Annotated in this window: 14 protein-coding genes; 9 read left to right on the top strand and 5 right to left on the bottom strand. The window is 29.3% G+C overall.

Going from position 1 to position 14,388, the window contains the following annotated elements; translation table 11 throughout:
• Window positions 1-192 precede the first annotated feature (192 nt).
• Window positions 193-3,303, bottom strand: coding sequence for a T9SS type A sorting domain-containing protein (locus tag I1A51_RS10175; RefSeq protein ID WP_196893548.1), 3,111 nt, complete (start codon window positions 3,301-3,303; stop codon window positions 193-195).
• A 322-nt stretch (window positions 3,304-3,625) separates the two neighbouring features.
• Here I1A51_RS10175 and I1A51_RS10170 point away from each other — a divergent pair, with 322 nt between their 5' ends.
• From I1A51_RS10170 to I1A51_RS10150, 5 genes are all read left to right on the top strand, one after another.
• Window positions 3,626-5,215: a peptide chain release factor 3 gene (locus tag I1A51_RS10170; protein WP_196893546.1), complete on the top strand. Its 1,590-nt coding sequence runs from the start codon at window positions 3,626-3,628 to the stop codon at window positions 5,213-5,215.
• 92 nt (window positions 5,216-5,307) lie between these two features.
• Complete coding sequence (locus tag I1A51_RS10165; protein ID WP_196893544.1) at window positions 5,308-5,628, top strand: antibiotic biosynthesis monooxygenase family protein; 321 nt, start codon at window positions 5,308-5,310, stop codon at window positions 5,626-5,628.
• A 144-nt stretch (window positions 5,629-5,772) separates the two neighbouring features.
• Complete coding sequence (locus I1A51_RS10160; RefSeq protein ID WP_196893542.1) at window positions 5,773-6,234, top strand: Fur family transcriptional regulator; 462 nt, start codon at window positions 5,773-5,775, stop codon at window positions 6,232-6,234.
• Between the two features lie 30 nt (window positions 6,235-6,264).
• The gene (locus tag I1A51_RS10155) at window positions 6,265-7,536 is read left to right on the top strand and encodes an adenylosuccinate synthase (RefSeq protein WP_196893540.1); all 1,272 of its coding nucleotides are present in this window, start codon (window positions 6,265-6,267) and stop codon (window positions 7,534-7,536) included.
• A gap of 92 nt (window positions 7,537-7,628) precedes the next feature.
• The gene (locus tag I1A51_RS10150) at window positions 7,629-8,441 is read left to right on the top strand and encodes an alpha/beta hydrolase (RefSeq protein ID WP_196893539.1); all 813 of its coding nucleotides are present in this window, start codon (window positions 7,629-7,631) and stop codon (window positions 8,439-8,441) included.
• Between the two features lie 15 nt (window positions 8,442-8,456).
• On the opposite strand, the gene I1A51_RS10145 is transcribed toward I1A51_RS10150, so the two are convergent.
• From I1A51_RS10145 to I1A51_RS10135, 3 genes are read right to left on the bottom strand one after another with little or no spacing between them, the layout of a single operon-like run.
• Window positions 8,457-8,672 carry a helix-turn-helix domain-containing protein gene (locus I1A51_RS10145; RefSeq protein ID WP_196893537.1) on the bottom strand — a complete coding sequence of 72 codons (216 nt, stop codon included), beginning with the start codon at window positions 8,670-8,672 and terminating at the stop codon, window positions 8,457-8,459.
• A 13-nt stretch (window positions 8,673-8,685) separates the two neighbouring features.
• Window positions 8,686-8,907 carry a helix-turn-helix domain-containing protein gene (locus I1A51_RS10140; protein ID WP_196893535.1) on the bottom strand — a complete coding sequence of 74 codons (222 nt, stop codon included), beginning with the start codon at window positions 8,905-8,907 and terminating at the stop codon, window positions 8,686-8,688.
• Window positions 8,894-9,280, bottom strand: coding sequence for a winged helix-turn-helix transcriptional regulator (locus tag I1A51_RS10135; protein ID WP_196893533.1), 387 nt, complete (start codon window positions 9,278-9,280; stop codon window positions 8,894-8,896). Before I1A51_RS10135 ends, I1A51_RS10140 begins: the two co-directional genes overlap by 14 nt.
• Before the next feature lie 104 nt (window positions 9,281-9,384).
• Here I1A51_RS10135 and I1A51_RS10130 point away from each other — a divergent pair, with 104 nt between their 5' ends.
• Window positions 9,385-10,251 carry an SDR family oxidoreductase gene (locus I1A51_RS10130; RefSeq protein ID WP_196893531.1) on the top strand — a complete coding sequence of 289 codons (867 nt, stop codon included), beginning with the start codon at window positions 9,385-9,387 and terminating at the stop codon, window positions 10,249-10,251.
• A gap of 86 nt (window positions 10,252-10,337) precedes the next feature.
• Here the strand turns inward: I1A51_RS10130 and I1A51_RS10125 are convergent, their stop codons facing one another.
• On the bottom strand, window positions 10,338-11,162 hold the full coding sequence (locus I1A51_RS10125; RefSeq protein WP_196893529.1) for a LysR family transcriptional regulator: 825 nt from the start codon (window positions 11,160-11,162) through the stop codon (window positions 10,338-10,340).
• A gap of 112 nt (window positions 11,163-11,274) precedes the next feature.
• Here I1A51_RS10125 and I1A51_RS10120 point away from each other — a divergent pair, with 112 nt between their 5' ends.
• From I1A51_RS10120 to I1A51_RS10110, 3 genes are all read left to right on the top strand, one after another.
• On the top strand, window positions 11,275-12,006 hold the full coding sequence (locus I1A51_RS10120) for an SDR family oxidoreductase (RefSeq protein ID WP_196893527.1): 732 nt from the start codon (window positions 11,275-11,277) through the stop codon (window positions 12,004-12,006).
• Window positions 12,007-12,204: 198 nt separating this feature from the next.
• Entirely contained in the window at window positions 12,205-13,983 is a 1,779-nt protein-coding gene (locus I1A51_RS10115) for an AMP-dependent synthetase/ligase (protein WP_196893525.1), read from the top strand.
• 235 nt (window positions 13,984-14,218) lie between these two features.
• Window positions 14,219-14,380, top strand: coding sequence for a hypothetical protein (locus tag I1A51_RS10110; protein ID WP_196893523.1), 162 nt, complete (start codon window positions 14,219-14,221; stop codon window positions 14,378-14,380).
• Window positions 14,381-14,388: the final 8 nt, after the last annotated feature.

Here is a 14,388-nt window from a genome sequence, read left to right as displayed (position 1 = left end):
TCGGGGCGCAATATACGAAGAAATGTTAAAATTTCAGCATAACTTACTGTTTATTTATCACTTACACTATCACATGTATTTTTCAGTAAATCAGTAAAATTTTACATAAAATTTAAATAATTTTACGAATCTTCATTTTATTATATAAAAAAACACCCATAAAAGAGTGTTTTTTTTACATATTTCAAAAAGTTACTTTATACTTATTTTTAAACTTTCAGTTTTTTTCTTTGTAGAAAGATTTAAAATATAAACTCCTTTTGTTAAATTTTTATGAATAGGTATTCTATATTCTGATTCTTTTCTGTCAATTTCTTTTTCAAAAATTCTTTGACCTAATAAGTTATACAACATCACTTCTTTAATTTTCTTTTCTGTTCTTATCACTAATTCATTGCTTGATGCTGCATAATAAATTGTAGAATCTAAAACTTCCACATCTTCTAAATCCAATGTTTCTGTTGCTTCGAATACAATCTTAAATCTATCTCCATAAACTCCTTCTTCTAAGATTAATTCTAATGCCGATTCTGTTAATTCATATTGTGTTTGTAATTCTAAATCTTTTAAAAATACTTTTGCTGAAATTCCTGACAACTCATCCAATTTAAATTGAACAACTCCATCTGATTCTACTTGAACTACTAATGGTAATTCTCTTGATACATCAAATGCTTCAACTCCTGCAATTACATATTCTTCTTCTTCCAATTGCCAGTAGAAATCTGTCGATTGCATATCAATGATTTTACTATCAAATCCATTCTCATAAGAATCTGTTAATCCTGATTTAAATCCAACTGCAATCTGACGCTCACCTAAATTCCCTGCTTCTGTATAATGTCCTAAACTTAATTTTAAAAGTCCAAATTCTGTTTCTTCTGAATTTGTTGTTCTTAATAAAGTTGTTTCATCACTTGATTCTGTTTTGTAAATTCTTTGGCTATTATCAAATGTTATTGTTCCTCCACTTGAAGAACTTTTTACAAAAAATCCTTGTCCAACTGGTAAATACCTCTGTGGTGTTTTTGCCCCTGATAAAACTGCTCCTGTTGTAACATGTGTTGCTTTTACAGATGTCAATAAATTCAACGTTGCAAAGCCTCCTTCATAAGCATCAATCGTATGATCTGTTGCGGAGACTTGATCCCAGAAATATAAAGTTCCATCAATCGATCCTAAATTATCTGTGATAAATTTATGAGAATCTAATGCCGATGGATAAGGATTCCCTAATAAACTCTCATTTCCTGCTGAAATGAATGTTGTATAAGTACCATCATTTGGCTTCCCAATAAATACATACGTTTCATCTCTTCCCGTTCCTTTTATTGAAAATCCTTCCCCTGCATTTACTTTCACGCCTGCATCTCTAACAAATTTCCAATCGTTATAAGTAGATCCATTTACAAATTTCCACATCCAGAAATTACTCAACTGTAATGGACTTGTTCCTGCTTCATAAGGATCTTCTGTATAAGCATATTCTGGGTGAACAGAAATCGCAGTGATTCCTTCATATCCGCCATATAAACTCATATCAAAATTCCCTCCTGTATGTAAAACATCGAATACATCATGGGAATCCGTTCCAGGAACTGAAACTGGTGAACTTAAATATTGTACTGTAAATTTTGTTGGATGCTCTGATGCTCTTTGTCTATATAAATTTCCGGTTCCTGTAACTTTTGAAACTCCTGAGTGTTTTTGTACAATTTGTGCATCGCCTATTAAACGAACATCACCGTCTAAATGGATTCCATTTTCTATATATAAAACAACTCCATCTTCAACTACTAAAGTATTTCCAGCTTTTACTTCTAATTTTTTAATTTCTGCACTAGCTTCAACAGTTGCTGTCATTCCATCTGGATTATCAGAATCTACTAACATTTTCATACAAGTATCCATCATAGAAGGTGAATCATCATCATTTCCTCCGTGGAAATAAGCATTTCCATCCCAAACAACTTGATCAACATATTCTACAGTAAAATAGTCTCCATCATTAATTTCTACTCCATCTGCTTCAAAAACACCATTTGAAGCATTTGAAAATGTTAGTTCATAAATTGTTTTATTTGAAAAGTCTGCATTATGACTTACAATAAATCTAATTTTACAAGGATCAAAATCTTCTGGCGCATCTAAAGTTTCATCTTCTTCTACTACTTTTTCAATTGCTTTCTTTAAAAATAATTTCGCAGTAACTTTCCCAATATCTCCATCAACCGTTCTTTCATTTGCTCTCCAAACATGACTTAATAATTTCGATTTTGTATTGGTATTATACACAAATTCTAAATCCAAATCATTATTATTAGATCCAAAAAGAAAATATTCTCCTACATCTAAATCTGAAGGATTTTTAATATTCACAACACCTGTTCCTCTTGCTCTATTTTGAATTCTTGAAGAACTTCTTCCTAAACCAGCAACATGAAAATCGAAATTTCCATTTGAAGCTTTATCCATTGTATAAAAATCATTTTCTAACAATGCAATTCCATATTTTGCAGACAAATAATTTTCAATGATAATTCTTTCAAAATCTTCTAAAGCTCTATTAAAAACAATTACTTCTTCAATATCACCTGTGTAAGATCTTTTACTGTGTCCATTTAATTTAAAATATCCTCCTATATATAAGTTTCTCGCATCTGATGAAGAAGTCGGAAATAAAGCTCCTCTATCTTGCATCACAACATGCCATGTATTATTATGTTGTCCTCCTGCTTTTCCATTTACAAAAGATTCTCCTCCAGATTTTGCCCAAGTATCATTATTTGCTCCAGAAGTCCATGAACCTGAACTTGGATAAGCAGATTGCCATGTATTATCCGTTCCACTTGGTCTTCGAATTCCTTTATCTCTATCCAATCCTACAACACCTTCAAAACTATTTCTAGATTTAGGATTACAAACTGCAAAAATTGTTTGTGCTTGAATTTTTTGACCAGACATCATTCTTCTAGAATAATCATTGGTTCTAAAAATTGGATTAGAATTGACCATTTCTGAACTTTCATATCTCCCCGTTCCTGAAATATAAGAATCACCTGAGTTTTGTCTTGTCAAATGATTATTTAAATAACTATTATCTTCCCAATATTGAACTTCTTGTCCATCCGTCGGAGTTTGTGTTCCACTCGAATTCGCTTTCATTCCATCTGGTCGATACCAACCAATCATATTTGTAGATGGTCCCAAATAAGTTTTATCCACTCCACCTGGTCCAGATTGGGCTATAGACAATGAAAAAGTTAAAAATGCAAATGTTAATAAAATTGAACTCTTATTCATTTTAATGACGTTTTGTTGTTTTTTTCGCAGTGCAAATATAAAAATTTTAACATTATTACAAAACAAGAAAAAAACTTAAACATTTAGCTTTTAAATATTTAGGGAAAACCCTATAGGGATTCTGGGGTTTCATTTTATTATTCATAAATAATAAATTTATTTTATAAATAATAAATAAAAATAAATATCATTAATTGTGTAATCAATAATTCATAGAATGATTACAAATTATTTCATCCTCTGACTCACTTCTTTAGAATTAATTTTTCCTCTTTTGTTCTTTTCTTAATTAAATTTATCTTTGCGACTCAAAATTGAATCCATGAGTTTTTTAGAAGAAATAAAGAAAAGACGAACTTTCGGTATCATTTCACACCCTGATGCAGGAAAGACTACATTGACAGAAAAATTATTACTTTTTGGAGGTGCAATTCAAGAAGCGGGTGCTGTAAAAAATAATAAGATTAAAAAAGGTGCTACTTCTGACTTTATGGAAATTGAGCGTCAACGTGGAATTTCGGTTGCAACTTCTGTGTTAGCTTTTAATTATAAAGGTCAAAAAATCAATATTCTTGATACACCTGGTCACAAAGATTTCGCTGAAGATACTTTCCGTACATTAACGGCTGTTGATAGTGTTATTGTTGTAATTGATGTTGCAAAAGGAGTTGAAACACAAACAGAAAAACTGGTAGAAGTTTGTCGTATGCGTAAGATTCCAATGATTGTATTTATCAATAAATTAGATCGTGAAGGAAAAGATGCATTTGATCTTTTAGATGAAGTAGAACAAAAACTTGGATTAAGAGTAACTCCTTTAAGTTTCCCAATTGGAATGGGTTATGACTTTAAAGGAATCTATAATATTTGGGAGAAAAAAATTAATATTTTCTCTTCGGAAAATAAACAAACTGTTTCTGAAGGAGAAGAATTTACAGATATTAATCTTCCTGAATTAGATGAAAAAATTGGTGAAACTTCTGCGGAAACTTTAAGAGAAGAATTAGAATTAGTTTCAGAAGTTTATCCAAATTTTAATCAAGAAGAATATTATAAAGGAGATTTACAACCTGTTTTCTTTGGTTCAGCTTTAAATAACTTTGGAGTTAAAGAACTTTTAGATTGTTTTGTTGAAATTGCTCCGATTCCACAACCAAAAGAAGCGGAAGAAAGAACAATTAGTGCAACAGAAGAAAAAATGACTGGTTTTGTGTTTAAAATTCATGCAAACATGGATCCAAAACACCGTGATCGTCTTGCTTTTGTGAAGATTGTTTCTGGAACTTTCAAAAGAAATACTCCTTATTTACATGTTAGAAATGGAAAGAAATTGAAATTCTCTAGTCCAAATGCTTTCTTTGCTGAAAAGAAAGAAATTGTAGAAGAATCTTTCCCAGGAGATATTGTTGGTTTACACGATACTGGAAACTTTAAAATTGGAGATACTTTAACGGAAGGTGAAAAAGTAAACTTTAAAGGAATTCCGAGTTTCTCTCCTGAACACTTTAGATATATTAATAATGCAGATCCTTTAAAATCGAAACAATTATATAAAGGAATTGACCAGTTAATGGATGAAGGTGTTGCGCAGTTATTTACGTTAGAATTAAACGGACGAAGAGTAATCGGAACAGTTGGAGCACTTCAATATGAAGTTATTCAATATCGTTTAGAACATGAATACGGTGCAAAATGTACCTATGAAAATTTACCTGTTCATAAAGCTTGTTGGGTAGAAGCAGAAGATGAAAAAAGTGAAGAATTCAAAGATTTTAAACGTACAAAACAACGTTATTTAGCGAAAGATAAAGAAGGACAATTAGTTTTCTTAGCAGATTCTCCATTTACAATTCAAATGACACAATCAAAATATCCTAGTGTAAAACTTCATTTTACAAGTGAATTTAAATAAAGATATTTTATATAAATTTAACAATATAGACCACTTTCAAAATCAAATGAAAGTGGTTTTTTTATTAATTTTAAGTATAAAATCCTTTGAATATGTTTGTAGCCATAAATTATATTACGTGTAAAGAAGAGTATAAACAACGTTTTCGTGATTTGTTCGATACTAGAGCAAGAGAAATTGATAAAATGCCTGGATTTGTTTCCATGAATGTTTTAGAACCAACAGATGGAAAAAGCGATTTTCTAGTGGTAAGCTACTGGGAATCGGAAAATAATTTTAAAAACTGGACACATTCAGAAGCTTTTATCGAAGGACACAAACGTGGTTTTGCTGATATTGAAAAAGCGAAAAAAGAAGGAAAAGAACCACCGATGAAATCTACTTTTAAAACGTATGAAGTAATTGCTGATTAAAATTCTTAAAAATTAAATTCTTCTAAAAATTGATAGCTTATAATTTGTTTTTTTATTCATATTTAAAACTATTATAAACTAAATAAATTCTGCTATTCAAAAAATAAGTTTAAATTTGTAGTTGCTTAAAATATAATAGAGAAAATGAGTAATAACAATAGCGAAAATCAGAAAGTTGTAAAAGACGTATTCACTAAGTTTTTAGAATCTAATAAACATAGAAAAACTCCAGAAAGATTTGCAATTCTTCAAGAGATTTATGATTTAGATGATCACTTTGATATTGAATCACTTTACATTAACATGAAAAATAAAAATTATCGTGTTAGTAGAGCAACTTTATATAATACTATTGAATTATTATTAGAATGTGGTTTGGTTAGAAAACACCAATTTGGTCAAAACCAAGCACATTTTGAGAAAAGTTTTTTTGATAAACAACACGACCACGTAATCATGACAGATTCTGGTGATGTGATGGAATTCTGTGATCCAAGAATTCAGACAATCAAAAAGACAATCGAAGAAACTTTCGACATAAAAATACATTCACACTCTCTGTATTTCTATGCTACAAAGAAAGATGAAAACGAATCTGAATCTTAATTAACAACAACACAATACAACACAATTAAAATGGCAGTTAATTTATTATTAGGTCTACAATGGGGAGATGAAGGAAAAGGTAAAATTGTTGACGTTCTTACAAAAGAATACGACATCATCGCTAGATTCCAAGGTGGACCAAATGCTGGACACACTCTTATATTTGATGGACAAAAACACGTATTACACACAATTCCTTCTGGAATTTTTCACCCAACAGCAATGAATGTTGTAGGAAATGGTGTGGTAATCGATCCTATTATTTTCAAAAAAGAATTAGATAATTTATCTAAATTATCTGTAGACTATACATCAAAACTTTTAATTTCTAGAAAAGCACATTTAATTCTTCCAACACACAAACTTTTAGATGCTGCAAGTGAAACTTCTAAAGGAAAAGCAAAAATCGGTTCTACATTAAAAGGAATTGGTCCTACTTATATGGACAAAACTGGTAGAAATGGAATGCGTGTAGGAGATTTAGAATTAGCTGACTGGAAAGAGCGTTATGCTGCTTTAATTGATAAACACATCAAAATGATTGAATTCTTTGATGTGCAGTTAGATTATAATTTAAAAGAATTAGAAGAAGAATTCTTTGCTGGAGTAGAGAAATTAAAAGAATTACGTTTTATTGATAGTGAAGAATATTTAAATAATGCTATCAAAAATGATAAAAAAATCTTAGCTGAAGGTGCGCAAGGTTCTTTATTAGATATTGATTTTGGAACATATCCATTCGTAACTTCTTCAAATACAACTGCTGCTGGAGCTTGTACTGGATTAGGAATTGCTCCTAATAAAATTGGAGATGTTTTAGGTATTTTCAAAGCGTATACAACAAGAGTTGGTTCTGGTCCTTTCCCAACGGAATTATTCGATGCGGACGGAGAAAGAATGGCTAAAGTTGGAAACGAATTCGGAGCAACAACTGGAAGACCAAGAAGATGTGGTTGGTTGGATTTAGTTGCTTTAAAATATGCTGTACAAGTAAATGGAGTTACAGAATTAATGATGATGAAAGCAGATGTTCTTTCTGGTTTTGACAAAATTAAAATTTGTACTTCTTACAACTATAAAGGAGAGCAAATCACACATTTCCCATACAATGTGGAAGAAGCAAATGTTACTCCTATTTATTCTGAATTTCCAGGTTGGGCAGAAGATTTAACAAAAATGACTTCTGATGAAACACTTCCAAAAAACTTAAAAGATTATATCAAATATATCGAAGACGAAGTTGGAGTGCCAATCAAAATTGTTTCTGTTGGTCCAGATAGAAATCAAACAATTATGAGATAATATTTTAAGCCGCTTTTTTAAGCGGCTTTTTTGTTTCTTTTAGTTTAAAACAAATTCCTATATTTAGGAAATTTTAAAAAACTCATTTAGAAATGAAAAAACTCATCTTTTGCATTCTTCTGATTTTCAATCAATTTTTAATCTTTGGACAACTTCCAAAACAATTAAGTGAAAATGAATTTTCAATTGGAAAATCTATTATTATTGAATCCAAAATTCTAAATGAAAATAGAAATATAAACATCTACCTACCTCCTAGTTATTCTGAAGAAAAAGCGAAATCTTTCCCTGTAATTTATCTTTTAGATGGTTCTAAAGACGAAGATTTTATTCATGTTTCTGGAATTGTACAGTTTGGTTCTTTTCCTTGGATTAATATGCTTCCTGAATCTATTGTTGTTGGAATTGGGAATGTGGATCGAAAAAGAGATTTTACCTATCCTTCCGAAAATAAATTAGATCAAAAAGAATATCCAACTTCTGGAAAATCAGAAAGTTTCATTCAATTTATCGAAAAAGAATTACAACCTTATGTGAATTCAAACTTTAAAACAAATAAAATAAAAACAATTATTGGACAATCACTTGGCGGGCTTTTAACTACAGAAATTCTTTTAAAAAAGCCTAATTTATTTGATAATTATATCATTGTAAGTCCAAGTCTTTGGTGGGATGACGAAAAACTTTTAGATTACAAACAAATGGTTATTTCTACTAAAAAATCGATTTATATTGCTGTTGGAAAAGAAGGAAATATTATGGAACGAACAGCAAAAGAACTTTATACAAAATTGGCATTCAATAACCCTAAAACTTATTTTGAATTTTTAGAAAACAAATCTCATGGTGATGCTTTACATGAAGCTGTTTATCATGCTTTTGAGAAAATATTTAAGAAAAAATAAATTGGAAATTTCGGGTTAAAAGTCAACTAAAGTTTTTAAAGAAACATCTAAAGCAGTTGCTATTTCTAATAATGAATAAACTGTTGGGTTGACTTTTCCATTTTCAAGTTTTTCAATTGCTTGCCTATCTTTATTAAAAGCTCGAGCCAAATCTGATTGACTCCATCCCTTTTGACTTCTTAGCGTAATGATGCGTTTTCCTACTTTCTTTTTAAGTTCTTCTTTATTCATTTTACAATTTTAATTAAAAATCAACTAATTTCTTTAAAGGAATTTCTAAACCTTCTGCAATTTTAAGTAAAGTAAGCAAACGTGGATTTGTTCTTCCATTTTCAATCATGTATAATTGTGTTCTACCAATTTCACAATCAAAAGCAAAAGATTTTTGATCCATACCTTTTTCTTCTCTTAGTTCTTTTATTCTAGAACCTAATTTTTGGAAATATTTCTTTTCATTTGTGTTCATTACTTTTTTTGACTTCCTCTTTTTCAAATTCTTTTATAAACTCTTTTCTATGTTGAATTCCCCATTCAACCATTGCTTCTAAAATTGGTTTTAAAGTTTTACCCGATTCAGTTAATTCATACTCAATCAAAATTGGTCTAGAATCATAAACTTTTCTTTGAATAATATTATTAATTTCTAATTCTTTCAATTCCTTGGAAAGCATTCTTGGAGTTATTTTTTGAATTGTATTTTCTAAATCTTTAAATCTTTTAGGTCCAAATAATAGAGTTCCAATAATAGGAACTTTCCATTTACCATTCAAAATTGTTAGACAATCTTTTAAAGCTAGAATTGTTGTTGCTGGACATTCTGGAATATTACTAGGATTCATAATTTTCAAATTAATTCACTATACAATTGTATAGTACTATTTAATAAAAACTTACTATACTTTATATATCAAATATAATACATTTGAAAAAAAATATCTTTAAAATGATACAAAAAATAGCATTCATAGGGGTAACTGGAAACCTCGCTCCTTTTACTTATAACGAATTATTAGCGAAAGGAATTAAAATTAAAGCATTAGTTAGAAATTTTGATAAAATCAATAAAATACAAAATTTTCCTACTGAAATTGAAATCATTAAAGGTGATTTAAATGACATTGATAGCTTAAGAAAAGTCTTTAAAAATGTAGACGCAATTTACCTTAATTTATCAACGCAGAATGAAAAAGCAAATTTTCAACCAGAAATTGATGGGATTAAAAATGTTATTTCAGTTGCAAAAGAAAATAATATTTCAAGAATTTTTCATGTTTCTGCTATCTCAGTTCCATTTCCTGAATTTGCACAAGGAAAAGATATTTTTATAAATAAAATTAGAAAAAAAGGATATCAATTATTAAAAAATTCTGGAATCCCAGTGACATTTTTCCATTGTTCATGGATTATGGATGTGATGGAGTTTACAATGAGAAAAAATGATACTTTACAAGCTTTTAAGCCAATTCAATTTCCAATGTATTGGTTAGCAGGAAAAGATTTAGGCAGAATGATTTCTACAGCAATTCTAAATTCGAACCATGACCTTACAAAAGATTATATCATGCAAGGAAAAGAAGCAATTACTTTTGAAAATGCTTTAAACAGATATGCAAATACATTTAATCCAAAATTAAAAGTACAATTAGCTCCAATTTCTTTATTAAAGTTTATTGGAATTTTTAATAAAGAAGCACGATTAGCAGGTAAAATAGGAACATTTTTCTCTAACTATAAAGAAGAGTTCAAAGCTGAACAAACTTGGAAAGAGCTAGGTGAACCAAAATTTACTATTGAAAATTTTAGAGACTAATTATTACACCTTTAATTGGATAATAATTAAAGGTGTTTTAATAATTTAATCATCTATTTAATTTTTTTTTTAGAGTTTTTTACTTCTCACGAATATAATTCCACAATTTCTTTAACAGCCTCGTTTTTTAAACTTTCTTTAGAATAAGAAAGTCCAATTTCACGATAATATTTTGGACCAACATAATCTTTAATTTGAAATCCATTCCAATTTTTAGCAAAATATTCAGGAAGAAAAGAAATTCCTAAACCAGCCATTAACAAACTTAAAACTTCTGTTTTTGTACTACAATTTGCAACTGTATTCCATTTTTTATCAGAACTATTTAAAATCGACAAACTTTGCTGATGTGCTTCACAAGGCGGACAATGAATAAAAGGTTCTCCACTTAAATCGCTCAAATGAATTTCTTCTTTTTCAATCAAAGGATGCGAATCCGGAACACATAAAACATAATTTTCTTTCCAAATTGGCAAAAATAAATGTGCTTCAAATTTCCACTCTCGAACCAATAAATTCAATTCACAATCGCGATGCATCGCACGAACATCCCATTCAATATTTTGAATTTTCTCTGAAACATTTTGAAAAAATTCACTTTTAAACTGCTGTGACAAACTATCTGCAATTCCAATTACCACTTTCTGATGAAATTTCTCTTCCTTAAAAATACTTGGAATCGATTGTAGTTCACCTAAAATTCGTTTTGCGATTGGATATAAATAATGTGCACTTTCTTTTAAGACAACTCCCCTTTTATGTCTTGTGAATAATTCTTTACCAATAATTTCTTCTAATTGCTTGATTCCATTAGAAATATTTGGCTGGGAAACAAAGCATTTTTCAGCTGCTCTCGACAGGTTTTTTTCTTCATAAACAGCTACAAAAAAACGAAGCAATCTTTCATCCATAATTTTAACTTATAATAAACATACAAAAATAGTATTTTGAACAAATTAAATCCTAACTTACTTTTGCTAACAAAACAAATAAACTGATTTACAATACAATAAAATTATTATTATGAAAACTAATAACAAAGGATTAATCGTCATCACAGGAGCAAGTTCAGGAATTGGTGCAGCAACAGCACGATTATTTTCTGAAAAAGGGCATCCACTTTTACTTTTAGGAAGAAGAATAGAAAAATTAAAGGAATTAAATCTACCAAATACGATGTGTAGAAAAGTAGATGTTATAGATTATAATGCTTTCCAAAACGCGATTGCAGAAGCAGAAGTAACTTATGGTCCAGTAGAAGTTTTGGTAAACAATGCAGGTTTAATGCTTTTAGGAGATATTTCTATTCAAAATGCAGAAGAATGGAAAAAAATGTTTGATGTAAATGTTTTAGGTTTATTAAATGGAATGCAAATCGTTTTACCTAAAATGAGAGAAAGAAAAGGTGGAACTATTTTTAATATTAGTTCTATTGCTGGAAAGAAAACTTTTCCGAATCATACAGCATATACAGGAACTAAATTTGCTGTTCATGGTTTAACAGAAAATGCACGTGAAGAAGCTGCTGATGATAATGTTCGAATTATTACAATTGCTCCTGGAGCAGTAGAAACAGAATTATTATCACATACAACTTCGGAACAAATAAAAGAAGATTATGAAGCTTGGAGAAAAGATATGGGTGGAGTTTTAAAACCAGAAACTGTTGCAGACACCATTTGGTTTGCTTTTAGCCAACCACAGAATGTAAATATTCGTGAAATTGTGCTTGCAGCAACAAGACAACAACCATAAAAAAATGAAAAAAAGGAGAATCGCTTTATGTTCTCCTTTTTTGTTATAATTCTATTGTAAATTTATTTTTATTTCTTTTTATTTAAAACTACAATAAATTTTCACCCAAATCTTTAAAAAATCCAACAATTTAAAAAACACTGTTTGTTTAATGGTATTTATTTTTCTATTTTGCAATTACTGAAAATAGAATAGACCATGAATGAAATAAAAAGGATATTTGATTTTCCTCATCACCAACTTAAAAAACACAACCTTTCTAAGTCTTTGGTTATGAAGAGAAATCATGTTTGGAGCGCAATTTCTACTGAAGAATATATTTATCAAGCAAATGCAATAAGTAGAGCTTTAATTAAATTAGGCGTACAACCAAACGATAAAATTGCTGTCATTTCCACAACAAATAGAACAGAATGGAATATCGTCGATATTGGTATCTTGCAAACAGGTGCGCAAAACGTTCCAATTTATCCAACTATTTCACATCATGATTTTGAATATATTTTTAATCATGCAGAAGTAAAATATTGTTTTTTATCTGATAAAGATTTATTAGAAAAAGTAGATCAAATAAAACATAATGTTCCTACTTTAAAAGGAGTTTATTCTTTTGAAGAAATTGATGATTGTAATAATTGGAATGAATTAATTGAATTAGGATTAGCAAATGAAAATTTACAACCAGAGATTGAAAAAAGAAAAGAAAATGTTCATACAGATGATTTAGCAACAATTATTTATACTTCTGGAACTACAGGAACTCCAAAAGGTGTAATGCTTTCTCATAAAAACATTGTAAGTAATGTTTTAGACAGTCATACTCGTCTTCCTTTTGTAGAAGGAAATACTAGAGTTTTAAGCTTCTTACCTGTATGTCATATATTTGAAAGAATGCTCCATTATTTATACCAATATGAAGGTGCTACCATTTATTTTGCAGAAGGAATTGATAAAATTGCAGATAATGCAAAGGAAATCAAACCTCATTTTATGAGTGTTGTTCCTAGACTTTTGGAAAAAATATACGATGCAATTACTGCAAAAGGAGCGCAACTTTCTTTTCCTAAAAAACAACTTTTCTTTTGGGCAATTTCTGTTGCAGAAAAATACGAGCCTTATCATGTAAATGGAAAGTTATATGATTTACAACTTAAAATTGCTAATAAATTAATTTTCTCTAAATGGAGAGAAGCTTTAGGTGGAGAAATCAATACAATGGTTTCTGGAAGTGCTCCATTACAACCAAGATTAACTAGAATTTTTACTGCTGCCGGATTAACAATTATGGAAGGTTATGGTTTAACTGAAACTTCTCCTGTAATTTCTGTTAATATGGTAAAAGATCATATGTTTAGAATTGGAACTGTTGGAAAACCAATTCCACATGTTGAAGTGAAAATCGCTGACGATGGTGAAATTCTTGTAAAAGGACCAAATGTTATGCTTGGTTATAACAAAGATCCTGAAAAAACTGCTGAGGTTTTAAAAAATGGTTATTTCCATACTGGTGATAAAGGAGAAATTGATAAAGATGGTTTCTTAAAAATTACAGGTCGTAAAAAAGAAATTTTCAAAACTTCTGGAGGAAAATATGTTTCTCCTGCGCTTCTTGAAAATGAAATGAAACAATCTAGATTTATCGAGCAAATTTTGGTAGTTGGAGAAGGTGAAAAAATGCCAGCTGCAATTGTACAACCAAATTTTGAATTCGTTCTTGAATGGGCAAGAAGACACGATTTGGATATTGGAAATTCTTTTGAAGAAATGGCTAATAACCTGGAAGTTAAAGACAGAATTTTTCAAGAAATTCAAGAGAGAAATCAACTTTTTGGAAAATGGGAGCAAATTAAGAAAATTGAATTGACACCAATTGTATGGAGTATTGACAACGGTTTATTAACTCCAACACTAAAACCAAAAAGAGCTGTTATTTTGAGCAAATTCCAAGATTTATATAACAAATTATATGATAGATAATAAAAAACCTATCAAAATAAAAAAAACCTGACAAAAAAAATGTCAGGTTTTTTTATTTTTAAACAAAAGCAATTAAATACTCTCTTTCAGTTAATTATATCACTATAACTGGGTATTTTGATAGAAAATAATTTCTTATAAAAGTGTTTTGTATTCAAAAAATATATATTTGATAGAGGAATAAAGGAATATTTTTTTTAACTTTAAATAAGTAAGCTATTAAAAAAAGAATATTATGGAGAAACAAAACTTAAGAAATTACGAATCAATTACAGAAATTGAAAAAAGAGAAATCAAAAAAAGTAAATTGAATTATCGTCAACTAGCCAAAAAGTATAATATTAGTATTGTCTATGTTGGAAGAATTGTAAGAAATGAACCAATTACAGGTTATTAATTTCTGAG

The sequence above is a fragment of the Aureivirga marina genome, assembly GCF_015767265.1.
GTDB classification, from domain to species: domain Bacteria; phylum Bacteroidota; class Bacteroidia; order Flavobacteriales; family Flavobacteriaceae; genus Aureivirga; species Aureivirga marina.
Note: the sequence above shows the minus strand (reverse complement) of the source record. Positions and strands in the feature narration are given on the sequence as shown.

What these genes read in the sequence shown, in the direction of transcription:
- I1A51_RS10155 (WP_196893540.1), top strand. Translation starts at nt 6,265, where the DNA reads ATGGCAGTTAATTTATTATTAGGTCTACAATGGGGAGATGAAGGAAAA.
- I1A51_RS10135 (WP_196893533.1), bottom strand. Translation starts at nt 9,280, where the DNA reads ATGAATCCTAGTAATATTCCAGAATGTCCAGCAACAACAATTCTAGCT.
- I1A51_RS10145 (WP_196893537.1), bottom strand. Translation starts at nt 8,672, where the DNA reads ATGAATAAAGAAGAACTTAAAAAGAAAGTAGGAAAACGCATCATTACG.
- I1A51_RS10140 (WP_196893535.1), bottom strand. Translation starts at nt 8,907, where the DNA reads ATGAACACAAATGAAAAGAAATATTTCCAAAAATTAGGTTCTAGAATA.
- I1A51_RS10115 (WP_196893525.1), top strand. Translation starts at nt 12,205, where the DNA reads ATGAATGAAATAAAAAGGATATTTGATTTTCCTCATCACCAACTTAAA.
- I1A51_RS10130 (WP_196893531.1), top strand. Translation starts at nt 9,385, where the DNA reads ATGATACAAAAAATAGCATTCATAGGGGTAACTGGAAACCTCGCTCCT.
- I1A51_RS10120 (WP_196893527.1), top strand. Translation starts at nt 11,275, where the DNA reads ATGAAAACTAATAACAAAGGATTAATCGTCATCACAGGAGCAAGTTCA.
- I1A51_RS10165 (WP_196893544.1), top strand. Translation starts at nt 5,308, where the DNA reads ATGTTTGTAGCCATAAATTATATTACGTGTAAAGAAGAGTATAAACAA.
- I1A51_RS10170 (WP_196893546.1), top strand. Translation starts at nt 3,626, where the DNA reads ATGAGTTTTTTAGAAGAAATAAAGAAAAGACGAACTTTCGGTATCATT.
- I1A51_RS10175 (WP_196893548.1), bottom strand. Translation starts at nt 3,303, where the DNA reads ATGAATAAGAGTTCAATTTTATTAACATTTGCATTTTTAACTTTTTCA.
- I1A51_RS10160 (WP_196893542.1), top strand. Translation starts at nt 5,773, where the DNA reads ATGAGTAATAACAATAGCGAAAATCAGAAAGTTGTAAAAGACGTATTC.
- I1A51_RS10110 (WP_196893523.1), top strand. Translation starts at nt 14,219, where the DNA reads ATGGAGAAACAAAACTTAAGAAATTACGAATCAATTACAGAAATTGAA.
- I1A51_RS10125 (WP_196893529.1), bottom strand. Translation starts at nt 11,162, where the DNA reads ATGGATGAAAGATTGCTTCGTTTTTTTGTAGCTGTTTATGAAGAAAAA.
- I1A51_RS10150 (WP_196893539.1), top strand. Translation starts at nt 7,629, where the DNA reads ATGAAAAAACTCATCTTTTGCATTCTTCTGATTTTCAATCAATTTTTA.